25 protein-coding genes are annotated in these 26,158 nt (G+C 62.9%); 10 read left to right on the top strand and 15 right to left on the bottom strand.

Annotation, left to right across the window (positions count from 1 at the left end; genetic code table 11):
• Positions 1 to 178: 178 nt before the first annotated feature.
• The 6 genes from E0702_RS12890 to E0702_RS12865 all read right to left on the bottom strand — a co-directional run bounded on the left by E0702_RS12890 (position 179) and on the right by E0702_RS12865 (position 5,017).
• Entirely contained in the window at positions 179 to 946 is a 768-nt protein-coding gene (locus E0702_RS12890) for an ABC transporter substrate-binding protein (protein ID WP_132044469.1), read from the bottom strand.
• Between the two features lie 134 nt (positions 947 to 1,080).
• On the bottom strand, positions 1,081 to 1,812 hold the full coding sequence (locus E0702_RS12885) for an ABC transporter permease (protein ID WP_132044467.1): 732 nt from the start codon (positions 1,810 to 1,812) through the stop codon (positions 1,081 to 1,083).
• Positions 1,812 to 2,516 carry an ABC transporter permease gene (locus E0702_RS12880; RefSeq protein WP_132044465.1) on the bottom strand — a complete coding sequence of 235 codons (705 nt, stop codon included), beginning with the start codon at positions 2,514 to 2,516 and terminating at the stop codon, positions 1,812 to 1,814. Before E0702_RS12880 ends, E0702_RS12885 begins: the two co-directional genes overlap by 1 nt.
• A 22-nt stretch (positions 2,517 to 2,538) precedes the next feature.
• Positions 2,539 to 3,309 carry an ABC transporter ATP-binding protein gene (locus E0702_RS12875; protein WP_132044463.1) on the bottom strand — a complete coding sequence of 257 codons (771 nt, stop codon included), beginning with the start codon at positions 3,307 to 3,309 and terminating at the stop codon, positions 2,539 to 2,541.
• Positions 3,310 to 3,474: 165 nt separating this feature from the next.
• Positions 3,475 to 4,461 (bottom strand): succinylglutamate desuccinylase, encoded by a 987-nt coding sequence (locus E0702_RS12870; protein WP_132044461.1) that lies wholly within the window; start codon positions 4,459 to 4,461, stop codon positions 3,475 to 3,477.
• A 4-nt stretch (positions 4,462 to 4,465) separates the two neighbouring features.
• Complete coding sequence (locus E0702_RS12865; protein ID WP_132044459.1) at positions 4,466 to 5,017, bottom strand: lipocalin family protein; 552 nt, start codon at positions 5,015 to 5,017, stop codon at positions 4,466 to 4,468.
• Between the two features lie 120 nt (positions 5,018 to 5,137).
• Between E0702_RS12865 and E0702_RS12860 the strand changes: the two genes are divergently transcribed.
• Positions 5,138 to 5,998, top strand: a complete 861-nt coding sequence (locus E0702_RS12860; RefSeq protein ID WP_132044457.1) for a class I SAM-dependent methyltransferase — start codon at positions 5,138 to 5,140, stop codon at positions 5,996 to 5,998.
• Positions 5,999 to 6,071: 73 nt separating this feature from the next.
• On the opposite strand, the gene E0702_RS12855 is transcribed toward E0702_RS12860, so the two are convergent.
• Complete coding sequence (locus E0702_RS12855) at positions 6,072 to 7,004, bottom strand: 4-hydroxyproline epimerase (protein ID WP_132044455.1); 933 nt, start codon at positions 7,002 to 7,004, stop codon at positions 6,072 to 6,074.
• 169 nt (positions 7,005 to 7,173) lie between these two features.
• On the opposite strand from E0702_RS12855, the gene E0702_RS12850 reads away from it, so the two are divergent.
• The 7 genes from E0702_RS12850 (at position 7,174) to E0702_RS12820 (ending at position 15,590) form a co-directional block, all read left to right on the top strand.
• Positions 7,174 to 8,550: an NAD(P)/FAD-dependent oxidoreductase gene (locus tag E0702_RS12850; RefSeq protein WP_132044495.1), complete on the top strand. Its 1,377-nt coding sequence runs from the start codon at positions 7,174 to 7,176 to the stop codon at positions 8,548 to 8,550.
• Between the two features lie 85 nt (positions 8,551 to 8,635).
• Positions 8,636 to 10,069 carry a Na+/H+ antiporter NhaC gene (gene nhaC / locus E0702_RS12845; protein WP_132044453.1) on the top strand — a complete coding sequence of 478 codons (1,434 nt, stop codon included), beginning with the start codon at positions 8,636 to 8,638 and terminating at the stop codon, positions 10,067 to 10,069.
• Positions 10,070 to 10,172: 103 nt separating this feature from the next.
• Entirely contained in the window at positions 10,173 to 11,051 is an 879-nt protein-coding gene (locus E0702_RS12840; RefSeq protein ID WP_132044451.1) for a dihydrodipicolinate synthase family protein, read from the top strand.
• Between the two features lie 24 nt (positions 11,052 to 11,075).
• Positions 11,076 to 12,569 carry an aldehyde dehydrogenase gene (locus E0702_RS12835; RefSeq protein ID WP_132044449.1) on the top strand — a complete coding sequence of 498 codons (1,494 nt, stop codon included), beginning with the start codon at positions 11,076 to 11,078 and terminating at the stop codon, positions 12,567 to 12,569.
• Between the two features lie 78 nt (positions 12,570 to 12,647).
• Positions 12,648 to 13,700, top strand: coding sequence for a TRAP transporter substrate-binding protein DctP (dctP, locus tag E0702_RS12830; RefSeq protein WP_132044447.1), 1,053 nt, complete (start codon positions 12,648 to 12,650; stop codon positions 13,698 to 13,700).
• Between the two features lie 64 nt (positions 13,701 to 13,764).
• Positions 13,765 to 14,271 (top strand): TRAP transporter small permease subunit, encoded by a 507-nt coding sequence (locus tag E0702_RS12825; protein ID WP_240721743.1) that lies wholly within the window; start codon positions 13,765 to 13,767, stop codon positions 14,269 to 14,271.
• Positions 14,268 to 15,590 carry a TRAP transporter large permease gene (locus E0702_RS12820; protein ID WP_240721742.1) on the top strand — a complete coding sequence of 441 codons (1,323 nt, stop codon included), beginning with the start codon at positions 14,268 to 14,270 and terminating at the stop codon, positions 15,588 to 15,590. The genes E0702_RS12825 and E0702_RS12820 overlap by 4 nt, the downstream gene beginning before the upstream one ends.
• A 63-nt stretch (positions 15,591 to 15,653) precedes the next feature.
• On the opposite strand, the gene E0702_RS12815 is transcribed toward E0702_RS12820, so the two are convergent.
• The gene (locus E0702_RS12815) at positions 15,654 to 16,319 is read right to left on the bottom strand and encodes a GntR family transcriptional regulator (protein ID WP_132044445.1); all 666 of its coding nucleotides are present in this window, start codon (positions 16,317 to 16,319) and stop codon (positions 15,654 to 15,656) included.
• Between the two features lie 72 nt (positions 16,320 to 16,391).
• A complete protein-coding gene (locus E0702_RS12810; protein WP_132044443.1) occupies positions 16,392 to 17,468 on the bottom strand; it encodes a tartrate dehydrogenase in 1,077 nt (358 codons plus the stop codon).
• Positions 17,469 to 17,549: 81 nt separating this feature from the next.
• Here E0702_RS12810 and E0702_RS12805 point away from each other — a divergent pair, with 81 nt between their 5' ends.
• Positions 17,550 to 18,854, top strand: a complete 1,305-nt coding sequence (locus tag E0702_RS12805; protein ID WP_240721741.1) for a glycosyltransferase — start codon at positions 17,550 to 17,552, stop codon at positions 18,852 to 18,854.
• A gap of 7 nt (positions 18,855 to 18,861) precedes the next feature.
• On the opposite strand, the gene E0702_RS12800 is transcribed toward E0702_RS12805, so the two are convergent.
• The gene (locus E0702_RS12800) at positions 18,862 to 19,533 is read right to left on the bottom strand and encodes a TVP38/TMEM64 family protein (protein WP_132044441.1); all 672 of its coding nucleotides are present in this window, start codon (positions 19,531 to 19,533) and stop codon (positions 18,862 to 18,864) included.
• A 155-nt stretch (positions 19,534 to 19,688) separates the two neighbouring features.
• On the bottom strand, positions 19,689 to 20,855 hold the full coding sequence (locus tag E0702_RS12795; protein ID WP_132044439.1) for a TauD/TfdA family dioxygenase: 1,167 nt from the start codon (positions 20,853 to 20,855) through the stop codon (positions 19,689 to 19,691).
• Positions 20,856 to 20,964: 109 nt separating this feature from the next.
• Between E0702_RS12795 and E0702_RS12790 the strand changes: the two genes are divergently transcribed.
• Positions 20,965 to 21,843, top strand: a complete 879-nt coding sequence (locus E0702_RS12790) for a LysR substrate-binding domain-containing protein (protein ID WP_132044437.1) — start codon at positions 20,965 to 20,967, stop codon at positions 21,841 to 21,843.
• 122 nt (positions 21,844 to 21,965) lie between these two features.
• Here E0702_RS12790 and E0702_RS12785 read toward each other — a convergent pair whose 3' ends face one another.
• The 4 genes from E0702_RS12785 to E0702_RS12770 are packed head-to-tail and all read right to left on the bottom strand — an operon-like array spanning position 21,966 to position 26,115.
• Complete coding sequence (locus E0702_RS12785; RefSeq protein WP_132044435.1) at positions 21,966 to 22,574, bottom strand: GNAT family N-acetyltransferase; 609 nt, start codon at positions 22,572 to 22,574, stop codon at positions 21,966 to 21,968.
• Positions 22,575 to 22,634: 60 nt separating this feature from the next.
• Positions 22,635 to 23,639, bottom strand: a complete 1,005-nt coding sequence (ltaE, locus tag E0702_RS12780; RefSeq protein ID WP_132044433.1) for a low-specificity L-threonine aldolase — start codon at positions 23,637 to 23,639, stop codon at positions 22,635 to 22,637.
• A 46-nt stretch (positions 23,640 to 23,685) separates the two neighbouring features.
• Complete coding sequence (locus E0702_RS12775) at positions 23,686 to 24,513, bottom strand: zinc-dependent peptidase (RefSeq protein ID WP_132044431.1); 828 nt, start codon at positions 24,511 to 24,513, stop codon at positions 23,686 to 23,688.
• A 15-nt stretch (positions 24,514 to 24,528) separates the two neighbouring features.
• On the bottom strand, positions 24,529 to 26,115 hold the full coding sequence (locus E0702_RS12770) for a bifunctional GNAT family N-acetyltransferase/carbon-nitrogen hydrolase family protein (protein ID WP_132044429.1): 1,587 nt from the start codon (positions 26,113 to 26,115) through the stop codon (positions 24,529 to 24,531).
• Between the last annotated feature and the right edge of the window lie 43 nt (positions 26,116 to 26,158).

The following is a 26,158-nucleotide window of genomic DNA, read 5'->3' as shown; positions in this document are numbered from 1 at the left end:
TTCAGTGCAAGCCTCCGTTACCTGGCAGGATGCTAGGGCAGTTGGTGATCAGGAGGGGCGTGAGGCTCGAGCCGATGGCCGAGTTACTTACACCATGGGCGTGCGTTGGGCAGGGAGATGGGGCGCAGTCGAAGGATGGGGCGTGGACTGCCCCGGGGGTGCCGGGGCAGAACATCAATCACTCGCCGAAGTACTTGGCGTGGATCTCGTCGTAGGTGCCATTCGCCTTCAGTTCGGCCAGGGCCTCGTTGAAGGTCTCGGCCAGCTCCTGGTCACGCTTGCGGAAGGCGATGCCGAAGCCCTCACCGAAGTATTCCCTGGGCTCGGTGATCATCTCGCCGACCACCTTGTAGTCACCCGCGTCGCTGTCGAGCAGGGTGGACTTGCCGATCGGGAAGTCGAGGAAGACCGCGTCGAGGCGGCCGGAGTCCATGTCCAGCACCATGTCGTCGGCGGTGGCGTAGCGTTTCACGTCGGCCACGTCGCCATACATGTCGGTGGCGTAGTTGTCCTGCAGGGTGCCACGCTGCACGCCGATGGTCAGACCCTCGAGGGTCTCCTTGGAGGGGGTGCCGATCTGCATGTCGCCAGGGGCGAACCAGGCCGAGGGCGGGGTGATGTAGGGGTCGGAGAACAGCACCTGCTCGCGACGCTGCTCGTTGATGGTCATCGACGACATGATGGCGTCGTACTTGCGCGCCATCAGGCCGGGGATGATGCCGTCCCATCCCTGCACGACCCATTCGCAGTCGATACCGATCTCGGCACACAGGGCGTTGCCCAGATCGATATCGAAGCCGGTGAGTTCGCCATCCGGGGTACGGTACTCCATGGGCTCGTAGGGGACGTCGACGGCGATGCGGAGGTCACGCACCTCGGCACTGGCGGCGCCTGCCACCAGGGCGGCACCGAAGGCGCCGAGGCTCAGAATCTTGTGTAGCTTCATGGGTGGGTCCTGTCATTGTTGATGGAATCACCTTGGGGGTGATGACAGGCCAACCTTAGCGGATCCGACAGGGGGTCGAAAGGGGAGCCGGCGTGGAGGTAAACGCCAGCTCCCAACGATCGTTTGACGCAATCTCAACCGCCGGCGGGCTTGAGGTGAGCCAGCAGACGCTTCTCCAGATAGCGGAACAGGTAGAGGATGGCGAAGGTCAGGCAGAGATAGATGGCCGCCACGAACAGGAAGGCGTTGAAGGGGGCATAGAAGCGTGCATAGACGAAACGCGCCGCCCCGGTCAGGTCCATGATGGTAACCACGCTGGCGATGGCGCTGGCGTGGAGCATGAAGATCACCTCGTTGCCGTAGGCAGGCAGCGCGCGGCGGAAGGCGCTGGGCAGCACGATCCGGCGCAGCATGAGGCGCTGGGTCATGCCATAGGCGCGTGCCGCCTCGATCTCGCCGCGGGGGGTGGCCTTGATGGCGCCACGGAAGATCTCGGTGGTGTAGGCCGCGGTGTTGAGGGTGAAGGCGACCAGCGCCGGCACGAAGGGCTTCTCGAGCAGCACCCATAGCCAGGTATCCTGGATGCCCTCGACGAACACCACCCCATAGTAGATGAGATAAAGCTGTACCAGCAGGGGGGTGCCGCGGAACACGTAGCAGTAGAGAAAGATCGGAAGGCTGATCCAGCGATGCCGTGAACCGCGGCCGATGGCCAGGGGAACGGCCAGTACCAGGCCGATCACCAGCGACAGGAACACCAGCTGCACGGTGGTCACCAGCCCCTCGCCGTAGTAGCCGAGGGTCTGCAGGGTGAAGATGCTGTTGTCGGCCAGCAGGGCCTCGAGTCGACTCATCAGGGCGTCCATCACTTGACCTCCCCGAAGCCGACATCATAGCGCTTCTGCAGGCGGGCGAAGCCCCACTCGGAGACGCTGGCGATCAGCAGGTAGACCGCCGCGACGATGATCATGAAGGTGAAGGGCTCGCGGGTCGCCTTGGAGGCCTCGGCGGCCACGCGCACCATGTCGGAGAGCCCGATCACCGAGACCAGGGCGGTGGTCTTGAGCAGTACCATCCAGTTGTTGGAGAGCCCGGGAATGGCGTGACGCATCATCTGCGGGAAACGGATGCGCCGGAACACCAGCCAGGGCCCCATGCCGTAGGCGCGGCCGGCCTCGATCTGGCCGCTCTCCACCGCCAGGAAGGCACCGCGGAAGGTTTCGCCCATGTAGGCGCCGAAGATCAGGCCGATGGTGATCACCCCCGCCACGAACTCGTTGACGTTGATGAAGATATCCCAGCCGAAGTGCGCATAGAGCTGGTCGGTGATCGCGTTGATGCCGATCTGGCCGCCGAAGAACAGCAGCATCATCAGCACCAGGTCGGGCACGCCGCGGATGATGGTGGTATAGAGAGTGCCGATGGCGTGGGCCGCCCGGCTGCGCGACATCTTGGCGCTGGCGGTGAGCAGGCCCAGCACGATGGCCAGGAGCAGCGACAGCACCGCCAGCTCGACGGTGATCAGCGCGCCCTCCAGCAGTCGCGGGCCATAGCCGTGAAGATTGATCATGGGGCTTACCTCGTGGGCCGGCTCAGTGCTTGGGGGCCAGGAATTGTTTCAGGCGTTCCGAGCGGGGGTTGTCGAATACCGCCTCGGGCGGACCGGACTCCTCGATCACGCCCTGATGCAGGTAGATCACCTCGCTGGAGACGTCCCGAGCGAAGGCCATCTCGTGGGTCACCAGGATCATGGTGCGCCCCTCGTCGGCGAGGCCGCGCATGACCTTGAGCACATCCCCCACCAGTTCGGGGTCCAGGGCCGAGGTGGGCTCGTCGAACAGCATCACCTCGGGGTCCATGGCCAGCGCCCGGGCGATGGCACCGCGCTGCTGCTGGCCACCGGACATCTGGGCCGGATAGGCGTTGGCGCGTTCGCTCAGGCCCACCCGCTCGAGCAGGGCGTGGGCCTGAGCGATGGCCTCCTTCCTGGGCTTGCCGAGCACATGCACCGGCGCCTCGATGATGTTTTCGAGCAGGGTCATATGGGCCCAGAGGTTGAAGTTCTGGAACACCATGGAGAGCTTGGCGCGCATGTTCACCACCTGCTGCCAGTCGGCCGGCTCGCGGCCGTGCTTCGTCTCCTTGAAGCGGATCGCCTCGCCATGGACGATCAGCTCGCCCTCGTCGGGCTGTTCGAGCAGGTTCATGCAGCGCAGGAAGGTGCTCTTGCCGGAGCCCGAGGCGCCGATCAGGGTGATGACATCGCCCTTGCGGGCCTCGAGCGAGAGCCCCTTGAGGACGTCGGTATCGCCGAAGCGCTTGGTGATATTGCGCACTTCCAAAGGGATCGGGGTTTCGGCCATGGGGCGGGCTCCGTTCAGGCGTGTCGCACGGCGTATCGGCAGGATGTACTCTGCCGACCTTGGCACGGGGCGGTGATGGGTTGGCAAAGGGGCAAGATTCTACCCTCTGTTTATCGTTGTTATAAGACTTTCCGGCCACCCGATGGCCCGGCATGGGCCCAGGCATCACTCGGGCGGGGGCGTCGGTGTGGCCAGCAGGGCGGCACGGGCACCGACTTCCACCGCGGCGTTGGGGAAGACGACCGATAGCGGGCTCGTGCCGACGCGGGTCTCGCCCTGGCTGGCATCCTCGGCGAGCAGGGTGCCCGGGGCAAATTCGGTGAAGTTCGGGGTGTCATCGGCAAAGGCCAGCCGGAACGCTTCACTATGGCGGATCAGCTCCTGCTCGACCCGGTAGAACACCATCCGCTCCGGCGGCGCCGCGTTCGGTTCGTGATCCTCCAGCAGGGCCTGCAGCAGGCGCGCCATGGGCGCCAGCGGGGTCAGGTCATTGTGGCCGAAGGGCAGGGCATGGCCAAGTTCCAGGGTAAAGGCCTGGGCGTCGTGGTAGTGCTTGCTGTAGTGGGAGAAGGTCCAGCTGTGGCAGTGCTGGTGAAGCACCGCCTGGATATCCGCCCCGGCCAGCCACCGCCACTGCTCGGGCGCCACGGCGGTGGTTTCGCTCCAGGGATTGACCACGAAACGAGGGTAGCGGCTTCCCCGGATGGCGGTGTGCAGGTCGTAGTGCAGGCGCGGCCGGTCCGCATGGCGGGTGTAGAAGGCATCGACCGCCGCCATCAGTTCGCGCGCACGCTCCGGCTCCATGCCCTGCTCGCCGAGGTCGCGGCGAAACAGCCGGTTGAGGTTGGTGTTGATGTAGCGGGTTTGCTCGCGGGTCGCCGGCGGGCTGCCGAGAATGACCAGCAGCGGCGCTCCGAGCCTCAGCTTGCCGGCCGCCAGGCGTTTCAGCAGGTCGTCCAGCAGCTCCATGGGGGCCGTCTCGTTGCCATGAATCCCTGCCGAGATGACACAGGCATGAGCGGATGGGGCGGGGGAGTCGGGCAGCAGCTCCAGCAACCCGTGGCCGAGGCGGCGGAACTGCCCACCGCACAGCTCGCCGTGTGTCGGAAAGTCGGCTTCGTCGATGCTCTGCTTGAGCCATGTCTCGAGCATGGTGTCATGCCTCCTTGCGCCAGGTATCGCAGACCCGGCCCTGTTCGACCCAGATCAGCTCTTCCACCGGAAAGTCCAGTCCCCTCGCCTCGGCCACCAGCGCCTGACGAGTGGCCTCGTCCAGGCTCGGGGTGCGGGCCAGTATCCACAGGTAGTCCCGGTCGGGACCGGCAACCAGCGACCAGCGGTAGTCGTCGTCGAGGGCGAGCACATTATAGCCGCCATAGAAGGGGCCGAAGAAGCTGACCTTGAGCCGGCCCACGTCCTCGTCACCGATGAAGTAGGCCCGCCCCTCGGCCAGTTCGACCTCGCCATCATCGAGCCTGACGCCTCGATTCAGCACGCGCACGCCGCCGTCATCGCGCAGCGAATAGTCCGCCGTGACGCACTCCATGCCGCGTTCGAAGGAGTGGTCGAGGCGAGCGATCTCGTACCACTGGCCCAGGTAGCGGTCGAGTTCGAAGTCGGTGACCGGTTCGGTGCCCTTGGGGAGGCCGGTACAGCCGGCCAGCAGCAGGGCAACACCCAGGGTGGGCAGCAGGGAAGAGTGGGGCATGGAAACTCCTGTAGTGAGTCAGGCGATGGCTGTGACCTTTGCCGCATGGGCGGTAGCAGAGAGGCGATCTAGACTGGGCGACTGCCGATTGCCAGGCTACCGATTCCCGGGAGAAGCGCCATGCAGGAACACAGCCGTCGTCTCAATGCCCACTATGATGCCCTCGCCGAGCGAGGGGAGGGAAGCCTGACATGCCGGCTGCGGGAGGCCTATCGAGCCGCCGGACGTGATCCGGACCGGCTCACCCTGGACGAGATCGCCGGCATCGACCAGCTGCATCTGGGCGGACGCGGAGCCAGCCGCTCGCTGGCGGCCCTCGGCGAGTGGCAGCCGGGGTGCCGGGTGCTGGATGTGGGCTGTGGCACCGGCGGTGCCAGTCGTCTGCTGGCCGATGAGTTTGGCTGCGAGGTGCTCGGCGTGGACATCACCGCGGCCTTTGTCGACGTGGCCAGCTGGCTGAGCGCGGCAACCGGGCTCGGCGACAAGACTCGTTTCCTGTGTGCGGATGCGGCCCGCATGCCGCTGCCCGATGCGACCTTCGAGACCGCATGGTGTCAACACGCGCTGATGAACATGCCCGACGTGGCGGGCGTGCTGGCGGAGTGGCGGCGCCTGCTGGTCCCCGGTGGGCGGGTGCTGCTACACGAGGTGGTGGCCGGTGACAATCCGGAGCCCCTGGCGCTGCCGGTGCCTTGGGCCAGCACGCCGGAGGAGAGTCATCTGCAGTCACGCGAGACCCTGGAGGCTCGCCTGGCCGCGGCGGGATTCAGGCTCGAGGCGCTGGAGGATGTCACCGAGGCCGCCCTGGCATGGCGGCAGAAGCACAGCCGGCGGGAATCGGGCGAGCCGCCCGCCGGGCCGGCCCTGCCAGGGCCCGTGGCGATCTTCGGCGAGCGCTTCCTGATCATGGGGCGCAATCTGCGCGACAACCTGGCGGCGGGCAGGGTGCGTATCCTGGCCGGGTGCTGGCGGTTGGCTTGATCTTATTCAGTGTGGAGCCGACAGCCACCGCTTTCTGGTGGTGGCTGTCTCCTGTCAAAGAGAGCCAAGGTGATCAGCCGGTAATGCCCCAGGCGAAGGGATCATCCTCATCGATGATCAGTGTGGCTTCTGCGCTGATATGCGCGCGCCCCCGTAGCGTCGGCCGAATGCGCTCACCTTCCCACTCATAGCTGGCTTCGAAGACGCTGCCGGTGATGCTGGCCTGGTGCCAGGTCTGGCCTGGATCAAGCTTGCCGTCGGCGGCCAGGCAGGCCAGCTTGGCGCTGGTTCCTGTGCCGCAGGGTGAGCGGTCGTAGGCCTTGCCGGGGCAGAGCACGAAGTTGCGGCTGTCGTGAGTCGGGTCGTCAGCAAAAAGCTCGATGTGGTCGATGTCTCCGCCATTTTCCCCCGTGATGTCTTGGGCAATAAGTTCCTGGCGGATAGCCCAGCTATAGGCGGTCAGAGCTTCGACGTTATCAAGCTCGATGCTTTGGTTGTGGTCGCTGACCAGGAAGAACCAGTTGCCGCCCCAGGCGATATCGCCATGCACTCGCCCGTAGCCAGGCACGTCGAGTGGTACGTCATGGCGGTAGCGGTAGGCTGGTACGTTGCGCACTGAAATTTCCCCATCCTCATGGAGCGTGGCTGCGATGTTTCCTACCGGTGTCTCGATCAGGTGGTGTCCTACGGACAGTTTGCCCAGGTGTGCGAGGGAAGCTACCAGCCCGATGGTGCCGTGACCGCACATACCCAGATACCCACTGTTGTTGAAGAAGATCACGCCGCAGGTGGCCTCAGGGTTTTCTGGGGCGCAGAGAAGTGCACCAACTAACACGTCATGCCCACGCGGCTCCAGCATGCAGGCGGCTCGCCAGTGGTCGTGCTCCTCCCGGAGCTGCGCTAGGCGTTGCTGCAGGCTGCCCTCACCCAGATTGGGAAATCCGCTAATCACGAGCCTCGTGGGCTCCCCTCCGGTGTGGGAATCGATCACCTGGATGCGTTTCATGCGTTGTCCTCTTGTTAGCTGTTCGTTGTCTTTCTTGCCGCTTAACCCCCCTCGGTAGAGGGCATGTCGTGTCATCGGCAAGGGTTTGACCTTAGTGGAAGGTGCTTGCCATTACAGATTATATATTTTATACAATATAAACACTGTCACCTCAAAGCGGCATAAAACAATGTCACAAAGCCAGCATTCGAAAACGTCTTCCGATACTCGTTTCTGCTCCGGAGACTCAGAAGCCGATATCCTCATAGTCGGTGCCGGCGTCATTGGTGCGGCATGTGCCCTCGAGCTCTCCCGGCGTGGGCTCAAGGTACTGGTCCTGGACCGCGATGAGCCCGGCATGGGGGCCTCCTACGGCAACGCCGGCCACATGGCCACCGAACAGGTGTTTCCCATTGCTGATGCCTCATTGTTGAAGCGCATTCCAGGCATGCTGATTGACCCAAGAGGGCCCCTACGTCTGGACTGGCGCTATCTGCCGAAGAGCGCACCTTGGCTAGTCCGCCTGTTATGGAATCTTCGCCCTGCACCTTATCAACACAGCACGGCAGGACTTCAGGCGCTTAACGCGGCGAGCTTGCCGGCTTGGCGGGAGCTGCTGAGCTCCATTGGTCAAAGCGCACTGCTGCGTGATGAAGGGTCTCTGCTGGTTCATGAACGCAGCGAAACGACGGGTGAATTGGCTGCGGTAGCGGCACGGATGCAGGGGCAGGGCGTACCCGTTGAACCGCTTTCACGCGAAGAGGTGCGTCGTCGGGCGCCCAGCTTGACAGAGGCTGTAAAAGGCGGGCTGTTCTTTCCTGATACTGGGCATGTGACCGACCCACACCGGCTGGTGCAGGCCCTGATGGCGGCTGCGGAATCGGCCGGTGCTCGTTTCGCTCGGGCCGAGGTGAGCAGCGGAGAGGCTCAGGCCGATGGGGTACGACTGGAAACCAGTCGGGGTGCACTGACTGTGCCCCGAGTGCTGGTGTCGGGTGGTGCTTACTCGGCCCCATTAGTTTCGGCGTTGACTGGCACCTCTGTACCGCTGGACACCGAACGCGGTTACCACTTGATGCTGCCGCGGGAAACGGAGCGACTGCCGCTGGCGGTCACCTCTTTGGAACGGCGCTTCATCATGACCCCTATGGATGAAGGGCTGCGCCTGGCGGGAACGGTGGAGTTCGCCGGCCTGGAGCGGCCTGCCCGCATGCAGCGCGCGCGACGCTTACTGGAGTTGGCTCAGGGGCTATTTGAACAGCCTCTGAGCGATACCGACGCCACACCTTGGATGGGGTTCCGACCGTCGCTTCCGGACTCGTTGCCGGTGATCGACCGAGCTGGCCCCGAGGGGCGAGTCTTGTTGGCGTTTGGTCACCACCATCTTGGGTTGACCCAGGCTGCAATTACGGCACGGCTGGTGGCCAGTTTTGTCGCCGATGAATCGTTTGCTTCACCTACATCCTCCGCACTTGCAGATTCAGCATTCACGGACTCTGTTTCCAGAGCTGTGAGGGATACGGCGTTGCCGTCTCTGGCCCCCTACCGGCTGGGGCGCTTTGCCTGAAGTTTCGCCGGCTACGGTCGGCGATTGTTCCGGGGCACCAGGGTGCCCCTAAACAGAAGCGTGACAACAACAAATGGAGTGCAGCATGAGTGAGCAAGATCCTAAGTGCCGCCTGCCCAGCATGGGAGAAGTCGGCGCGGTCATGATCGGCTTCATCGCCATCATGTTCCTGTATATCAATGTATTCAGCCTGCCGATTCAGTTGGCTCTGTTTACCTCCTGGTTCCTGGTGATGGCGCTGGGGGTAAAGCTGAAGTATTCCTACGAAGCCATGCAGCGCGGTCTGATCGATGGCATCCATAATGGTATGGAAGCGGTACTGGTGCTGACTACGGTGGGGGCGTTGATAGGTACCTGGATCGCCGGTGGCATCGTGCCGAGCATCATCTATTACGGACTGTCGGTGATGAACCCGCAGATCTTCCTGTTTGCGGCTTTCATCATATGTGCCGTCACGTCGCTTTCAACCGGGACCTCGTTTGGTACCGCGGGCACCGCGGGGGTAGCGATGATGGGCATTGGTCACAGCTTCGGCATTCCGCTGCCGCTGGTGGCCGGGGCGGTTATCTCCGGTGCCTATGTGGGCGACAAGATGTCACCGCTGTCTGATACCACCGTTATGACCGCCTCGCTGTGTCGCGTGAGCCTGGTGGATCATATTCGCTCCATGGGCCTAGTCAGCGCTCCGGCTGCTCTGATCGCCTCACTGCTATTCCTGGTGGTCGGCTTCTTCTACATCGGTGACAGCGTTGATACCCAGCGGGCCGACGTAGCCATGCGAGCTTTGGATAGTCACTTCATCATCAATGGATGGCTGCTGACGCCGGCGGTGATTGTCATTGGTATGCTGATTCGCCGCTATCCAGCTATTCCTGTGATCACCTTTGGTGCGGTACTAGGCATTATCTGCGCATGGCTTGCTCAGGGAGTCGCCCCGTTGGATGCAATGCGTACTGCCTACGTCGGCAATGCCATGACCTCGGATGTGGACTTCCTCAATACCCTGCTAAACCGCGGTGGCATAGAGTCGATGTTAGGCGTTATTGCCTTGATTCTTTTTGCCCTGGGCCTGGGTGGTCTTATGGAGCGTATCGGAGTTCTCCAGGCAATCAGCAATGGCTTCTTGCGTTGGGCCAACAATCCCGGCCGTCTAACGGTGTCGACCATGTTGGGTGGGTTCTTCGGTAACTTCTTCGGTGGTGCCGCCTATGTATCATTGATCACTGCCAGCACAATTACCGAAAAGAACTACGATCAGCAAGGCATCGATCGTCGAGTACTTTCGCGCAATACCGAGGCTGGTGGCACGATTACCACCCCCATGGTTCCCTGGACCGATGGTGGTGTGTTCATGGCCACTACTCTGGGGGTCTCCACCCTCGGTTACCTGCCATTCCTCTGGTACCACATGCTGGTTCTGCTGATCACCGTATTCTACGGCTACGCCAATATCGCCATCTGGCGCACCACCGATACGCGAGAAGAAACCGGGGGCGCTGCAGTCGAAGTGCGCACCTGAGGCCCCTTTAGCAAGTTGTTAACTCGGCGTTTTCTGTAACGCTCCTTACTGACCCTCCTCGCGTCGTGTCGGCGCGAGCTTTACCAACAACAGGATGATGTTCATGAAACTTGAAGGTGTGCTGGTTCCCATCGTGACTCCCTTCGGCGCTGACGGCAGCGTCGACGTGAAGGCTTTGCGCGAGCTGACGGCCCGCTTCCTTGATGCAGGTGTGGCCGGGATCGTTGCCTGTGGCACTACCGGTGAGTACTACGCGCTTAGTGAGAGCGAGCGCGAAGTGGTGCTGACCACTGTGCGTGAAACGCTGGGTGAGGACGCTCTAGCCGTTGCCGGTATCAACTCGCTGTCGACCAATGAAGCCGTCACCCGGGCTCGCCAGGCCGAGGCAATGGGCTATCAAGCGCTGATGCTGGCCCCCCCAGCCTATGTGTTGCCAAGCCAGGATGAGATCGTGGCACATTACGAGGAAGTCATCGCTGCCACGTCTTTACCGATCATCCTCTACAACTTCCCGGATCGCACTGCGGTGAACATCGAGGTTGAAACCGTTGCACGACTGTCTCGAATGCCGCAGATCATTGGTATCAAGGAAAGCAGCGGCGATTTCAGTCGTGCGCTCCAGCTGATTGGCCTTGAAAACGAGGGATTCCAGGTGGTGTGTGGCTGTGACGACCAGGCTGCCGATTTCCTGTTTTGGGGGGTGCGCTCCTGGATCAGCGGGGCAGCTAACGTCTTCCCCGCCGAACAAGCGCAGATGATCGAAGCTGCCAAGCGCGAGGACTGGGTCGCGGTGCGCGACCTCATGCAAGGTATGCTGCCGGCCATCCAGGATATGGAGGGTGGTGACTACAACCAGAAGGCCAAGCTGGGTTGCAGCCGTCACGGAGTCGAGGTCGGACCCGTTCGCGCGCCGCTGCGTCCAATCTCCGCCGCTGATGAAAAGGCCTTTATGGGCACTCTGTCAGCAGCCGACCGTCGCTGATTTTTATCTGCCAGGAGCATAGCAATGAGCACACAACCGCTGAGTGTCGAGCAGGTATTTTCTCAGGCCCGTGAGGGCCAGCTCTGGGCCGGCCACCTGGTTCCGGGGCTGAGTCATTCCGAAGCCGCCAGCTTCACTACCCTGGCACCCCATGATGGTAGTGTGATCGGCCGCGTGGCCGAAGGTAGCGAAGATATCATCGACCAGGCAGTTGCGGCTGCACGTCATGGTTTTGTTAGCGGTGAGTGGTCACAGCGCTCACCCGCCGAGCGTCGAGAGGTAATGCAGCGCTGGGTTGCCCTGCTCGAGACGCACGCTGAGGAGCTGGCTGCGCTTGACTGCATCGATGCTGGCAAGCCGATCACCGAGTGTCGCGAGACCGATGTCCCGGAGACACTCAACACACTGCGCTGGTATGCCGAGGCGGTGGACAAGCTGTATGGCAAGGTGGCGCCTACCGGCAGTGATGCCCTGGGGGTGATCGTCAAGGAGGCGATCGGTGTGGTCGGTGCGGTACTGCCCTGGAACTTCCCGGCACAGATGTTCGCCTGGAAGGTGGGACCGGCCTTGGCCACCGGTAACTCGGTGATCGTCAAGCCCGCTGAGCAGACCTCCATGAGCGCCTATCGGATGGTGCAACTGGCGCATGCGGCCGGCGTACCGGAGTCTGCGCTGCTGGTAGTCACCGGGCACGGTGAAACTACCGGCCAGCCGCTGGGGCTCCACCCCGACGTTGATGTCGTCTCCTTTACCGGCTCCACCGAGGTAGGGCGCAAGTTTCTGGAGTACTCGGCTCGTAGCAACCTCAAGGAAATCGTACTGGAGTGTGGCGGCAAGAGCCCCCAGGTGGTATTCGCCGACCTGCATGACCTCGATGCCGTGATCGACGATATGCTCTCCGCCGCCTTCTGGAATATGGGTGAGAACTGTAGTTGTGGTTCGCGCCTTATTGTGGAGTCCAGTATCAAGGACCAGCTGTTGGATAAGCTGGCTGCTGGTCTGGCGGCATGGAAGGTAGGTAATCCTACCGACCCGACGGTCCAGATTGGTCCGTTGGTCGAGCAGGTGCACTTCGAGAAGGTACGCAGCTTTCTTGACTCCGCGCGCGAGGAGGGTGCACGACTGGCCTACGGCGGCACAACTCCCGATATCGGCAGTGGCTGGTTCGTCGAGCCGACTATCTTCGACGGCGTGACTCCGACAATGCGCCTGTTCAAGGAGGAGGTGTTTGGCCCGATTCTGGCCGTTACCACCTTCGAGACGGAGGAGGAAGCGCTGGCGCTGGCCAACGATACCGCCTATGGCCTGGCCGCTTCCGTCTATACCGCCGACATTCGGCGGGCCCAGCGCATGGCCAGCGGAATCCGCGCCGGCACCGTCTCGGTCAACGGTTTCTCCGAAGGAGACATCACCACGCCATTTGGTGGCTACAAGATGTCCGGCTTCGGTGGCCGTGACAATGGCCTCGAAGCTTTCGACCAGTACACCCAGACCAAGACTATCTGGTATGTGAACTAATTTTTCTGGACGAGTGACGCCCAGTGCATGAGTCCTCATGCCGGGCGTCATGTGATAAGTACACTAGAGTCGAACACCATGAAAACAATCAATCGTTTCGCTGCTGCAGCCACGGCTGCTCTATTTGTTTCACCGGTTCTGGCCGTCGACGTTGAGTGGCGGGTGCCCACATCAGTGCCGGATGGTTCGCCGTTCTTCGAGAACTTTCTCGAACGCTTTGCCGACAATGCCGAAGTGATGACCGAAGGGCGCGTCGACATCAAGCCCTTTGGCGCAGGTGTTATTGTGCCAGCGCTACAGGTCTATGAGGCAGTCAAAGAAGGCACTGTACAGGCTGGGCACTCCACGCCCAGTTATTTGGTAAATCAAGATCCGATTAATGCCATTTTTGCCGGTTTCCCCGGTGGCATGGGTCCCCAAGCCTATATCAATTGGATCTATGAAGGGGGTGGGCAGGATCGGTTGCAGGAACTGCGGGCTAGAGAAGGCCTACACTCGCTGATTGTCGGGATCGGCTCGACCGAAATCTTTGCTCACTCTAACGTGCCGATTAACGGACCTGAGGATCTCGACGGTCTCAAGTATCGTACCTCCGGACCCTGGGCCGAGGTCATGCGAGATTATTATAATGCAGTACCTACAGTTGTGCCGCCGGGCGACACCTATACGCTGCTGCAGCGCAAAGGGGTCGATGCTGTGGAGTGGGCAACACCTTCTAGCAATCAGCCAGAGGGCTTTCATGAGGCGGCTCGTTATATCATCGTCCCGGGAGTTCATCAGCCGACCTTTCTGTGGGAGGTGGTTGTGCGTGAAGAAACCTGGGAAAAGGTACCCGATGATCTAAAGCCACTTATCGAAGCTGCCGCTAAACTTACAACTTATGAGGGGCTTAGCAGTTTCTACCATCAAGATCTTCAGGCGATGGAGGAGTTCCGGTCCGGTAGAAATGAGGTCATCAGCCTTGATGAAGACTTCGTTGAGGAGTTGGCCGAGAATGGTCGGGCATGGATAGCGGAGCGTGCCGAGGAAGAGAACGATGCTGGTGCTCCTGAGATGGCCAGTATCCTTGAGGAGTATCGAGCCTACCAGCAGCGCTGGAATGCCCAGAAGGATTATCTCATCACTGACTGAATAGCGCACAACGGAAGGCTCGGTATGGGCCTTCAGTTATCGTTTTTCGATACGGGTAGACAGGATGATGACTACTAAGTGGATAGATTGGCTCTCTGGCCTCTCAGCGTGGTTGAGTAAGGCGGCTTTAGTTGTATTGACCATAGCGATGCTTTATGAAGTGGTGGCGCGCTATGTTTTTGATGCCTCGACTATTTGGGCTTTTGATATTTCCTATATGGCAACGGGCGCTGCCTTTATGCTTGGTGTTGCGTGGACGGCTCGAGTAGATGGCCATGTAAGAGTGGATGTGTTAAGTAGTCTTATGCCGTCACGTGTTTCCCAGCTCATCAATGGTGTGGTCTATGCCGCAATGGTATTTCCCGTATTTTCTTTTATGGCCTGGCATGGCTGGAAGAAGACCGGCAACGCTTTTATGAGTGGTGAGGTGGAGATGGTAAGTATCTGGGCGCCAAAAATGTGGCCATTCTACGCCATCATCGCTTATGGACTTTCCCTTCTGGCTTTGCAGGTTCTGGTTCTGGGGCTGCGCTTTTTAAGCACCCATGATTGTGCTGAGGAGACAACATGATGGATGCTACCGTAGCCGCGCTAATGTTTCCTGGGCTTTTTTTGTTGATCTTCCTGGGAATTCCAATTGCCTTTTCATTGACTCTTGTCTCAGTGGTAGCTGGCTGGTTCGCCTTCGGCCCTTTGGTGTTCCAGCAGCTATACGGTAGCGTATTCAGCGCGGCCTCTAACTATGTGCTCTCTTCTATTCCGCTTTTCGTTTTGATGGGGGCCATTCTTGAGAAATCTGGGATTGCTAGGAACCTGTTTGACGCTATCCAACTATGGGTTGGCCGTCTTCCAGGTGGGTTGGCTCTAACTACGATTGCGATGGCTGCGATCTTTGCGGCTGCCTCTGGAGTGGTAGGGGCCGTTGAGATAATGATCGGTCTGATGGCCATTCCAGCTATGCGTGCTTATCGATATAATAACTCCCTTATTTCCGGAACTATTTGTGCTGGGGGATCACTAGGGACAATCATTCCACCAACTGTAATCGTTGTTGTCTATGCTGCTCTGGCCCAACTATCGATCGGCGAGCTTTTTGCGGCTATTATCTTTCCAGGTATGTTGATGATAGGTCTTTTTGCTTTCTATATCGTCGGGCGCTGCCTATTGCGGCCCGAGGATGGGCCGGCCGCCTCGCCGAGTGAAAATAATATTCCGTTGGGAGTAAAAGTTGCCATTACGCTCAAGGCGCTTGTTCCACCACTGCTGCTTATGTTCTCAGTGCTAGGGTCACTTTTGGGGGGAATAGCCTCTCCTACTGAGGCAGCAGCAGTGGGAGTAGCAGGGGCATTAATTCTGGCGATAACCAATGGTGGTATCATTTTTTCCTCCATGGTTGATTCATTTGCTCTGACGGTGCGAATCACCGCAATGATACTATTGATTGTTGCAGGTGGGACTATGTTTACCGGAATCTTCGCCGTCAACGGTGGTGGAGAAATGGTGGTAAATATTGCTTCAGGGTTAGGTGGTGGAACGACGGGCGTTATTTTTTTCTTTTTAGGAGTGACGTTCCTGTTGGGTTTCGTGCTTGACTGGACTTCAATTGTGTTGATTTGTGTTCCTATCTTTACGCCAATAGTCAAGCAGATGGGAATTGATCCGGTTTGGTTCGCTACTCTAGTTTTGGTTACTATACAAACCAGCTATCTGACCCCGCCGATGGCCTCCTCGATCTTCTATCTTAAGTCGATTGCTCCAAAAGATATTACTTATGTTCAGATGTGTCGAGGAGTTCTGCCTTTTATCGCCATTCAGCTTGTTACTCTTCTTTTGGTCGCTTTGTTTCCATCAATGGCAACTTGGCTGCCTGAACGAATTGTAGGCTTCTGAAGTAGAGGAACCGGCCTACGGGCCGGTTTTATGTATTGCTCTGTACTAATCACGGTTTTCCGGCTAGCATTTTTTCGTTATCACACGCCCCTCCAACACAGCCACGATGCCTTCGCAGGCTTCCAAAATATGCCGCTTGAGTAGCTCACAGGCTTCGTCGCAGCACCCTTCGCGGGATAGTGTTAGTAGCGCATGATGTTCGCGCTCGGCCTTCTCGATCTGGCGAGTGTAAAGCAGCTGCATGCGAATATAACGATCACATTTGGTGTTGAGTTGAGCCACCAGGTTGATGGTCTCCGGTAGCTCAGCCGGCGCATAGAGGGCTTCGTGAAAGGCGTAGTTGTACTCGCTCCAGTTGTCGATTTGGCTGCCGCTGTCAAGAGCGGCATCATACTCGGTCAGAATCGCCGCGGCGCGCTCGAGGGATGTCGCCGTCATCTTTGGAATGGCCTGCTTCAGCAGGTGGCTTTCCAGCAGAACACGCAGGTCGAACAGTTCGCGAATCTTGGCCACCGAAAGCTCGGTCGTGAAGGCGCCACGGTGAGGGTAGAACTCGACCAGACCCTCCGACTCCAGTGTCAGCAGCGCTTCACGTACGGGGATGCGGCTGACATCGTAGTCAGTCGCCAAGGAGTCCTGGCGTAGCTGGGTGCCGCCAGGAAATTCACCATGCAAGATTCGCCGGCGTAAGTCGTCGGCGACGTATTGGGAGCGAGTTTTGAACGCCATAATAGACTCTTGAAAGGGAGTGTATACAGTATACAAAGCCTTCGCTTGTCGGTGCACCCCCGAGCTCTCTGTTTATTCGGATAGCACCTGCTCGGCGATGGCGCGTCCCAGGGTTTCGGTGGTGCCCCGGCCGCCGATATCCGGGGTCAGCACCGCCTCGTCGCCTTCGGCCAGAACCGCCTCGAAGGCGGCGACGATGGCCGCGCTGGCCTCCTGGTGACCGAGGTGCTCGAGCATCATCGCCGCGGACCAGATCTGGCCGATGGGGTTGGCGATGCCGCGACCGGCGATATCCGGGGCGCTGCCGTGAACCGGTTCAAACAGGCTGGGGAAGGTGCCCTCGGGATTGATATTGGCAGAGGGGGCCACACCGATGGTGCCGGTGCAGGCCGGGCCCAGGTCGGAGAGGATATCGCCGAACAGGTTGCTGGCCACCACCACGTCGAACCAGTCGGGGTGCATCACGAAGTTGGCGGTGAGGATGTCGATATGGAACTGGTCCACGGCGACCTCGGGGTAGTGCCTGCCCATCTCGGCCACCCGCTCGTCCCACCACGGCATGGTGATGGCGATGCCGTTGGACTTGGTGGCCGAGGTGAGCTTCCTGCGTGGCCGTGACTGGGCCAGCTCATAGGCAAACTTCAGCACCCGATCGGTGCCGTGGCGGGTCATCACCGTCTCCTGGATCACCACCTCGCGCTCGGTGCCCTCGAACATCCTGCCACCGACGCTGGAGTACTCCCCCTCGGTGTTCTCGCGCACCACGTAGAAGTCGATATCACCCGGCTGGCGGTTGGCGAGCGGGCTTTTTATGCCAGGCAGCAGGCGGCAGGGGCGCAGGTTGATGTACTGGTCGAAGCGGCGCCGGAACTGCAGCAGCGAGCCCCAGAGCGAGACATGGTCCGGTACGGTCTCCGGCCAGCCCACGGCACCGTAGAAGATGGCGTCGAACTCCTTCAGAATCTCGAACCAGTCGCCGGGCAGCATCTGGCCATGTTCGGCGTAGTAGTCGCAGCTGGCGAAATCGAAGGGCGCAAGCTCGAGCGCGATGCCGAAGCGCTCGGCGGCGGCCTGGAGGGCACGCACGCCCTCGGGCATCACCTCCTTGCCGATGCCGTCGCCGGGGATCACTGCGATGCGGTGGGTCATGTAGGGCTCCTCTGAAAGGGGGCTGTGTGAACGCATAAGGCAGGAAGCTACACTAACATTCCGGATCGTGGAGCGTTCATCGTGAACATACTGATGTTTACCAACACCTATCTGCCCATCGTCGGCGGGGTCAGCGAGTCGGTACAGCGCCTGGCCACGCGACTGCGCGAGCTGGGGCATCGTGTGCTGGTGGTGGCGCCGCGTCTCGACGGTCAGCCGGAGGACGAAGAGGGGGTGGAGCGGGTAGCCGCCGTGCAGCACTTCAACGGCAGTGACTTCTCGCTGCCGGTCCCGATCCCGGGCCAGCTCCACGAGGCGGTGGAGGCCTTCGATCCCGATATCGTGCACTCCCACCACCCCTTCCTGCTCGGCGATACCGCCGCCCGCACCGCCGAGACCTATGGCCTGCCGCTGGTGTTTACCCACCACACCCTCTACGAGCACTACACCCACTATGTGCCCGGTGACTCCCCCCGCATGCAGCGTTTCGCGGTCGCGCTCTCCACCGAGTACACCCGGCTGTGTGACGAGGTGATCGCGCCCAGCGAGAGCATTCAGCGGCTGCTGGTCGAGCGTGGCGTCGAGGCGATGATCAGCGTGGTGCCCAGCGGGGTGGATACCCGGCGCTATCTGGCGGGTGAGGGGCAGCACTGGCGAGGGCGGCTGGGGATTCCCGATGATGTCTGCGTGATCGGCCACCTGGGGCGGCTGGCCCATGAGAAGAACCTCGACTTCCTGGCCCGTGCCATCGGTCTGGCACTAGCTCGTGACGAGCGTCTCCACTGCCTGGTGGTGGGGGAGGGAGAGGCACAGGCCGACATGGAGGCTCGCTTCGGTGAGGCCGGCGTACTGCCGCGGGTGCACTTTACCGGCCGTCTTCAGGGCCAGGCGCTGATCGACGCCTACCACGCCATGGACCTGTTCGCCTTCGCCTCCCACAGCGAGACCCAGGGCATGGTCGTGGCCGAGGCCATGGCCGCCAGGCTACCCGTGGTGGCCGTGGATGCCCCCGGGATTCGCGAGGTGGTGCGCGATGGCAGCAACGGGCGGCTACTCAGGAGTGACGATGCCGAGGCCATGGCAGCGGTGCTCGGCGAACTCGTCGATCCGGAACGGCGAGCCCCCCTGGCGGCAGGAGCTGAGGAGACGGCGGCGGCCTTCGACGAGATGAGCTGTGCCCAGCGATGTCTGGAGGTCTACCGCCGAGCCATCGCCTCGGGTGGGCCCTTCACCCATGCCGACGAGGGGGGCTGGGAGTTGATGCGTCATCGGCTAGGCGCTGAGTGGCAGTTGCTTAGGCATCGTGGCCGCGTGCTCGGCAAGCTGATGCATGCCACTTGGGAGGAGGAGCGCCCCGACTGGTGGCCCGGTGGGCCCGCAAAGTAGGACGTGTTCAGCGGCGGCGATCCGCCCAGCGCTTGAGCGCGACCAGCATCAGTACCGCCAGCAGCAGGCCACCGGCCCCCCAGGCCAGCTCGCCACGGCTCTCGGCGGTCGCCAGCTCACCGAGCTGGCTGCCCAGCAGGGTGACCCCGGCGAGCCCCGGGGCGATACCCAGCAGCGAGCCGAGCATGTAATCGCGCAGGCGAAGATGGAAGGCCCCCGCCATCATGTTGGTCAGGGTGAAGGGTGCCAGTGGCAGCAAATTGACCAGGGCCATGGTGCGGATGCCACGGCCGGAGAGGTAGCGAGACACCCCCCTGAGGCGTCGGCCACCATGGCGCAGCAGCGCTTCGCGGCCGATGCGACGGCCCACCCACCAGGTCACCAGCGAGGCCGTCATGGTGCCCGCCAGGGCGTAGCCGAAGCCCCACCAGGGGCCGAACAGCAGCCCGGTGGCACCCACCAGCAGGCTCAGCGGAAACATCACCAGCGAGGCCCCGGCGTAGATCGCCATCACCGCCAGCACGGCCCAGGGGGCATCCTGCCAGGCCACCGAGCCCCGGGCCAGCGCCAGGAGGGCGTCGACGGTAAGCAGGTCCTGCATGGCCAGCCACTGCCAAAGCAGGCCCAGTGCGACGAGCAGAGTGAGCAGCAGGGCAATGATGCCGATAGGGCGACTCATGGGGCGCGAAGACTCCTGGTGAGCGTCACGCTATAGCATACGGCAGCAGGCCCGGCAGCCAAAGCCGCCGCCGGATCCGGACCTACAGGCTGGCCTCGACCGCCGGCCAGGCAGGCTTGCCGTTCAGGGTCGTCATGACCTAGAGCATGGAGATATCACGCTTGCCGAGCCAGCACCCTCAGGCGAGATTCGCACATATCGAGATCCAGATAGGTGCCCTGGAGGTGGCGGCGACCGCTGTTGGGATCGAAGGCGTTGCGGCCGTGCAGGACGCGCCGATTGTCGAAGGCGACCATCTCGCCCGGGGCCAGGGCGAACTCCAGTCGATGCTGTGGGGCGTGGACCCGCTGCCAGAAGGTGCGATAGGCGGCATACCAGGCTTCGATGGTCTCGGCCGGCAGAAGAAGGCTGTCGCGAATCCAGTTGTTGAGGCGTACCTCGATGACGCTGCCCGCCTCATCGAGGGCGATCACCGGCGCCCGCCAGACGATATCGTGATGCTCGTCCTGGAAGCGGAAGTCGATAGGGGTCTCGCTGAGCAGTCGAAAGGCCTCGGGGGACGATTGTCTCAGGCTCTCGGCGGCGGCGAAGCCGTCGGCGAAGATCGACTCGCCGCCCTCGGCGCCATTCTCCAGGCAGTAGAGCAGCTGAATATCCGGCGGCTGGCGCCAGTTGGGCAGGTCGGTATGCAGTGCCAGGGCGATGGCCGTATAGGCGGCATTGTTGGGGTTGGGCTTGGAGCGCACATCGAAACGCGCACCGAAGTTGGTGGGGCGCAGCGGCCCGATGCGCTCGGCCAGGCGACTGACCTCCTCGTCTGCCAGGGGGCCCTCCTCGAGCAGCACCAGGCCGTCGCGGAGCAGGGCGGTCAGCCACTCACGCTCGCCTGCGGCGCCGGCGGTGAAATCACCATGGGCCACGCGCACGGGGCTGAAGCTCTCCCCCCAGGGGCGACGCCTGGGCACCACATCCTTCGGCGGGCAGCCCGGGCGACGTTGTTGCAGCCAGCCCGCATCGAAGCGGCTGACATGGCCGTCGGCCCAGTTCACCGTCAGGTTGCCGTCCTCCACCTGCACCCCCACCGCCGCGTCGGGTGCCTCCCGGGGCAGGGAGAGACGCTCGCGAGTCTGTGGGTGGCGGCATTCGGGGCAGGCACAGTGGTCGCGCAGCCAGATCAGCGGGAACGAGGCCTGCTCATCGCCCTCCCAGGTCAGCAGCAGACAACGGTCGTCTGCCTCGGCACGAGTGAGGCCCGGTGCCTGGGTGTAGTCGTTCAGCTCGCCCATGGGCAGATGCGGGCGCTGTTCGCGGGTCAAGGACATGATCACTCTCCTGGCGGTTGGCTGGCGCCAAGGATGGAGATTGCCCCCGGCGTTCACAAACGATTAATCTGGCGCCTATGACCCAAGTTTATTTATGGCAGCCTATTTCATGAGTGCCCTGCCCCCATTGGCCTGGCTCCAGGCCTTCGAGGCCGCCGCCCGCACCCTGAGCTTCACCGCCGCCGGACAGGAGCTTGGGGTGACCCAGGCGGCCATCAGCCAGCGAGTTCGTCTTCTGGAAGACCGCCTGGGTCAGAAGCTCTTCGTGCGTCACCCCCGCAGCCTGAGCCTGACGCCGGCCGGGCAGTCGTGGTTGCCCAGTCTTCAGGACGGCTTTACCCGGCTGGCCGAGGGCACTCGGGAGGTCTTCGGCGAGACCGATGAGGCACCGGTCACGCTACGCACCACACCGGTGGTGCAGCAGAACTGGCTGGCGCCGCGCCTGGGCGCCTTTCGCCGCGAGTATCCCGAGGTGGCGTTGCGACTCGTCAGTGCCATCTGGCCCGATGACTTCGGGCCCGAGGGCGCCGACATCGAGATCCGTTACGGTCAGGGGAGATGGTCAGGCATGGAGGCGGTATCGCTGGGCAGCGACACCATGCTGCCCGTGTGTGCCCCGGCATTGGCCGAGCGCATCACCAGGCCGGCCGACCTGGCGGAGCACACCCTGCTGCATGCGGTGGGGTTCGAGGTGGGGTGGCCGACCTGGCTGGAGGCCGCTGGGGTGCCGGCACTGGCCTCGCGCCGAGCCCCGCTGATCTGTGATACGCAAACGATGACGCTCTCCCTCGCGGCACTGGGCGAGGGCATCGCCTTGACGCATCGGCGGCTGGTGGAGCATCGAGACGATCTGGTGGCGGCGCTCGACTGGGAGGTCGAGAGCGACGAAGCGTTCTGGCTGGTGCGCCCGGCGCGCGCACCGGCCCGGCCGGAGGCGGCGCTGCTCTGGGAGTGGTTGAAGCGCCGGCTCGCCATGGGCCGGTCCTGAGACAGCCGGCCGGCGGGCCGCCCTTTTCGGTGCTTCGCAGGGGCCGGTGCTTCGTAAGATTCGATGCTTCGCAGGGGCGGTGCTTCGCGGGGTCATGTGGCTGGCCGCCAGCCCCCTCGATGCTAGCCGTCGGGCTGGCGCTGCATGAACCAGTGAGTCACTCCGATCACGGGCTCGCTGGCCAGGGTCTCGAAGCCGAAGCGTCGATAGAGCCGGACATTCTCGGGAAGGTCGGTCTCCAGGTAGCCCAGGTCGCGCTGTCGGTCGAGGTAATCGCATAGCCGACTCAGCAGCCGGCTGCCGACTCCCTGACCCTGCCACTCGGGGGCGACCGCCAGCGGCCCGAGGTGCCAGTGCCGTGGCATGCCGGCATCTCGCCTGGCCCACACCCGCACCCAGGCCCGCATGCGCAGGGCGCTCGCCGGGCCGTTCGCGAGCAGGGCCGGCAGCGCTCGCCCCCTGTCGGCAAGGGTCGGCTGGCAGCCACCCGGGGCGGCCAGGGCCGCCACGCCGACCAGTCGCTGGCCCGCGAAGGCGCCGAGGACTCGACCCTCACCTAGCTGGCGCTGCAGGAAGGGCACGAAGATTCGTCGTAGGGTGCGCTCACGCCGGACTGGGTCGGCCCCGAAGGCCCTGATGTGGGTGGGATTGTCGCGCATGCCCCGGCCGAGCAGCCCGGCGGCGGTCCGGGCCTCGGCCCTGGTCAGGGCACGAATCTCCAGTTTCTCCATGGGTCACCCTCGGTGCGCTGCCCCGATGTCATTCGGGCCATTGTCAGTTAAGCAACAGGGCTATTGCGCCAGATACTCCTCGAATGCCGCCAGGGTGGCATCGATGGCCGCGTCATCCAGGTCGCGGTGCACCACCAGGCGGGTGTCATAGAGAACCTCGATCAGGATCTCGCGCTCGGCCAGCCAGGCCCGCAGTGGCGCGATATGAGGCTCCGGCACCCGCAGGAAGAGCATGTTGGTGGCCTGGGAGAGCACCTCGATGGTCGGCAGCGCCCGCAGGCCCGCCGCCAGGCGCTCGGCGCGGCGGTGGTCATCGGCGAGGTCCGCCACCTGGTGGTCCAGCGCGTAGTGGCAGGCGGCGGCGATGATGCCCGACTGACGCATGCCCCCACCCAGCACCTTGCGCCAGCGTCGTGCCGCGTCGATCAGTGCCTGGGGGCCCACCAGGGCCGAGCCCATCGGCGCGCCAAGCCCCTTGGAGAAGCACAGGGAGACCGTGTCGAAGGGCGCGCAGAGCGTGGCCAGCGAGGTGTCGGTGGCCACCGCGGCATTGAACAGTCGGGCGCCGTCCAGGTGGGTGGCCAGGCCGTGCTCCCGAGCCAGCTCGGTGGCCTGGTGCATATAGTCGGCATCGATCACGCGTCCGCCGATGGTGTTCTCCAGTGCCAGCAGGCGGGTGCGGGCGAAGTGGAAATCGTCGGGCTTGATGGCGGCGCGGATGCGGTCAAGCGGCAGCGAGCCATCCTCGGCGTGCTCCACCGGCTGAGGCTGGATGCCGCCGAGAACCGCGGCGCCGCCGCCTTCGTACTTGTAGGTGTGGGCCTGCTGGCCGGCGATATATTCGTCGCCCCGCTGACAGTGGGCGAGCAGGGCGGCCAGATTGCTCTGGGTGCCGCTGGGGAAGAGCAGGGCGGCGGCCTTGCCGGCACGCTCGGCCAGGGCGTTTTCGAAGCGAGCCACGCTGGGGTCATCGCCCCATACATCATCGCCCACCGGGGCGGCATGCATGGCATCGCGCATGGCGGCGCTGGGGCGGGTGACGGTATCGCTGCGCAGATCGATCATCGGTGCCTCCAGAGGGTAACGGGCAATCGGTAATGAGCCAGTGGGGTCAATGGTGTTCGGGCCGGGCCTGGTCCGCCGAGGGCGGCAGTCGGGCCAGCGTCTGCTGGCGGAAGTAGCGGCCGAGCAGGTCGAAGAGGGCCGGATAGGCATCATGCAACAGGTCGGGGGCGGTGAAGAAGGCCTCGCAGCAGACCGCGAAGCACTCGCCGGGGTGCGTGGCGGCATAGTCGTCGATGGGGGTAGCCTCACCGCGAGCGAGGCGGGCCTGAAGGTCATCCCACACCGCCATGAACACCCGGTGCCACTCCCGCGGGTCGATATCGCCGGGCAGCGGCGGGAAGCCGTCAACATCCAGGGAGTTGCCCAGGTCGAGCTTGTGGGCAAACTCGTGAATCAGCACATTGAAGCCCGAGAAGTCGCCGCTCTCCATCAGGTCGGGGAAGGCCACCACCACCGGCCCCTGGTGGGAGGTCTCCCCGGCACGCTCGTCGTCATACTCGTGGACCACGCCGAACTCGTCCATCTCCTCCACGCGACGCCGAAAGGCGTCGGGCAGGATGAGGACCTCATGGACGTTGCCGAAGGCCTCGAGGTGTTCATCGTCGCGCCAGCCCAGTGTCAGCAGGCAGGCCTGACCGGCCAGGGCGAGTCGCGCCGGCAGGTCGAAGGTCGTGGCCTCGGCAAGCTCCGGATGCAGGCTGATGCGCTTGGCGTGCAGGAAACGCCAGGCGCGCTGGCCCAGGCACCGGGCCTCCTCCTCGCCGAGGGCGGCCAGCAACGGTACGCGGTGGCGCGCCTCCCGCCAGGCCTCTTCCGGCAGGGGATGGCGCGCCGCGAAGCGCTGCTCGCGCCAGCGGCGCAGGCGGTTCAGCATCGCTCAGGCGCCTCCTCAGCTCTCGTCGAGATCGGCCCCGGATGGCCGGCCCCCGGACTTCCATGACCAGTCGCGCCAGCGCAGGTCGAACAGGTCCTTGCGGCGGTCCTTGAGGTTGGTCACCGAGCCCTCGTTGCGCACCACGGTCAGCCGGGTCAGGTCGAGGTCCGAGAACAGCATCATCTCGGTGTTGGGGGTGGTCTCGTTGAGGACGGCGTCGTGGGGGAAGGCGAAGTCCGAGGGCGAGAACACCGCCGACTGTGCATACTGGATCTCCATGTTCTCGATGGAGGGCACATTGCCGACGCTGCCGCACAGCACCACATAGCACTCGTTCTCGATGGCGCGGGCCTGGGCACAGTGGCGCACCCGCAGGTAGCCGTTCTTGGTATCGGTCCAGAAGGGCACGAAGAGGATATCCATCTCCTGCTCGGCCTGCAGCCTTGGCAGCTCCGGGAACTCCACGTCGTAGCAGATCAGGATGCCGACGCGTCCGGCGTCGGTGTCGAATACCTGGAGGTCGTCGCCGCCCTCGATCACCCAGTCGCGGCGTTCCTGGGGCGTGATATGCAGCTTGGCCTGGCGCTCGAGGGTGCCGTCGCGGTGACACAGGTAGGCGACGTTGTAGAGGCGGTCGTCCTCGCCCACCTCGATCATGGAACCGGCGATGATATTGATATTGTAGGAGACCGCCATGCGCGAGAGCTCGGTCTTGAAGCGCTCGGTAAAGCTGGCCAGGAAGCGGATGGCGGCCATCTGGTCCTGCTGGGCGGCGCGGTCCTGCAGCCCCATCAGGGGCGCGTTGAAGAGCTCCGGGAAGACCGCGAAGTCGCTCTGGTAGTCGGAAAGGGCATCGACGAAGTACTCCACCTGCTGCAGCACCGCCTCCACCGAGTCGAACTCGCGCATCTGCCACTGCACCGCACCGACACGGACCTGGGTCTTGCGGGTGTCGAGGACCAGCTCGGCGGGCTCATAGAGGAAGTTGTTCCACTCCAGCAGGGTGGCATAGCCCTGGGACTGCTCGTCCTCGGGCAGGTAGTCGCGCAGCAGGCGCTTGACCTGGAAGTCGTTGGCCAGCTGGAAGGAGAGGATCGGGTCGTGGATCTCCTTGCGGGCCACCCGGTCGATGTACTGGGTGGGGCTGAGCTCCTCGGCGTGCTGGTGGTACTGGGGAATACGCCCGCCAGCGAGGATCGCACGCAGGTTGAGCGAGCGGCAGAGCTCCTTGCGGGCATCGTAGAGGCGTCGTCCCAGGCGGTAGCCGCGGTAGTCCGGGTGAATCAGCACGTCCAGCCCGTACATGGCGTCGCCCTCGGCGTTGTCGAGGATCACCTCGCGCTTGCCGATCAGGTCATCATACTTGTGCGGGTTGGTAAATTCGTCGTAATCGACCCTGACGGTCAGGGCGATGCCCACCAGGCGGCCGTCGTCCTCGATGGCGACCTGGCCATCGGGGAAGTCACCGATCAGGCGCTCGATGGTGTGTCGCGACCAGGCGCCGCCGATATCGTGGTAGACGGCATCCATCAGTGACTCGAGCTGGGGGTAGTCGTCCAGCGTCAGATTGCGAAGGGTGAGGTGCAGGTCGTCGAGGGACATGGCGCATCCTTGGTCGGTCGAGTCAGAGCGGGCAGTCTAGCAT

The organism is Halomonas marinisediminis (assembly GCF_004347715.1).
Lineage (GTDB): Bacteria > Pseudomonadota > Gammaproteobacteria > Pseudomonadales > Halomonadaceae > Halomonas > Halomonas icarae.
This window is presented reverse-complemented; position numbering and strand designations above follow the sequence as displayed.

Bases quoted from the DNA above. Each gene is read 5' to 3' on its own strand.
- E0702_RS12860 (WP_132044457.1), top strand. From the start codon at position 5,138: ATGCAGGAACACAGCCGTCGTCTCAATGCCCACTATGATGCCCTCGCC.
- E0702_RS12810 (WP_132044443.1), bottom strand. From the start codon at position 17,468: ATGACCCACCGCATCGCAGTGATCCCCGGCGACGGCATCGGCAAGGAG.
- E0702_RS12770 (WP_132044429.1), bottom strand. From the start codon at position 26,115: ATGTCCCTCGACGACCTGCACCTCACCCTTCGCAATCTGACGCTGGAC.
- E0702_RS12855 (WP_132044455.1), bottom strand. From the start codon at position 7,004: ATGAAACGCATCCAGGTGATCGATTCCCACACCGGAGGGGAGCCCACG.
- dctP (WP_132044447.1), top strand. From the start codon at position 12,648: ATGAAAACAATCAATCGTTTCGCTGCTGCAGCCACGGCTGCTCTATTT.
- ltaE (WP_132044433.1), bottom strand. From the start codon at position 23,639: ATGATCGATCTGCGCAGCGATACCGTCACCCGCCCCAGCGCCGCCATG.
- E0702_RS12835 (WP_132044449.1), top strand. From the start codon at position 11,076: ATGAGCACACAACCGCTGAGTGTCGAGCAGGTATTTTCTCAGGCCCGT.
- E0702_RS12790 (WP_132044437.1), top strand. From the start codon at position 20,965: ATGAGTGCCCTGCCCCCATTGGCCTGGCTCCAGGCCTTCGAGGCCGCC.
- E0702_RS12825 (WP_240721743.1), top strand. From the start codon at position 13,765: ATGATGACTACTAAGTGGATAGATTGGCTCTCTGGCCTCTCAGCGTGG.
- E0702_RS12875 (WP_132044463.1), bottom strand. From the start codon at position 3,309: ATGGCCGAAACCCCGATCCCTTTGGAAGTGCGCAATATCACCAAGCGC.
- E0702_RS12815 (WP_132044445.1), bottom strand. From the start codon at position 16,319: ATGGCGTTCAAAACTCGCTCCCAATACGTCGCCGACGACTTACGCCGG.
- E0702_RS12885 (WP_132044467.1), bottom strand. From the start codon at position 1,812: ATGGACGCCCTGATGAGTCGACTCGAGGCCCTGCTGGCCGACAACAGC.
- E0702_RS12870 (WP_132044461.1), bottom strand. From the start codon at position 4,461: ATGCTCGAGACATGGCTCAAGCAGAGCATCGACGAAGCCGACTTTCCG.
- E0702_RS12820 (WP_240721742.1), top strand. From the start codon at position 14,268: ATGATGGATGCTACCGTAGCCGCGCTAATGTTTCCTGGGCTTTTTTTG.
- E0702_RS12890 (WP_132044469.1), bottom strand. From the start codon at position 946: ATGAAGCTACACAAGATTCTGAGCCTCGGCGCCTTCGGTGCCGCCCTG.
- E0702_RS12775 (WP_132044431.1), bottom strand. From the start codon at position 24,513: ATGCTGAACCGCCTGCGCCGCTGGCGCGAGCAGCGCTTCGCGGCGCGC.
- E0702_RS12865 (WP_132044459.1), bottom strand. From the start codon at position 5,017: ATGCCCCACTCTTCCCTGCTGCCCACCCTGGGTGTTGCCCTGCTGCTG.
- E0702_RS12880 (WP_132044465.1), bottom strand. From the start codon at position 2,516: ATGATCAATCTTCACGGCTATGGCCCGCGACTGCTGGAGGGCGCGCTG.
- E0702_RS12850 (WP_132044495.1), top strand. From the start codon at position 7,174: ATGTCACAAAGCCAGCATTCGAAAACGTCTTCCGATACTCGTTTCTGC.
- E0702_RS12800 (WP_132044441.1), bottom strand. From the start codon at position 19,533: ATGAGTCGCCCTATCGGCATCATTGCCCTGCTGCTCACTCTGCTCGTC.
- E0702_RS12785 (WP_132044435.1), bottom strand. From the start codon at position 22,574: ATGGAGAAACTGGAGATTCGTGCCCTGACCAGGGCCGAGGCCCGGACC.
- E0702_RS12795 (WP_132044439.1), bottom strand. From the start codon at position 20,855: ATGTCCTTGACCCGCGAACAGCGCCCGCATCTGCCCATGGGCGAGCTG.
- E0702_RS12840 (WP_132044451.1), top strand. From the start codon at position 10,173: ATGAAACTTGAAGGTGTGCTGGTTCCCATCGTGACTCCCTTCGGCGCT.
- nhaC (WP_132044453.1), top strand. From the start codon at position 8,636: ATGAGTGAGCAAGATCCTAAGTGCCGCCTGCCCAGCATGGGAGAAGTC.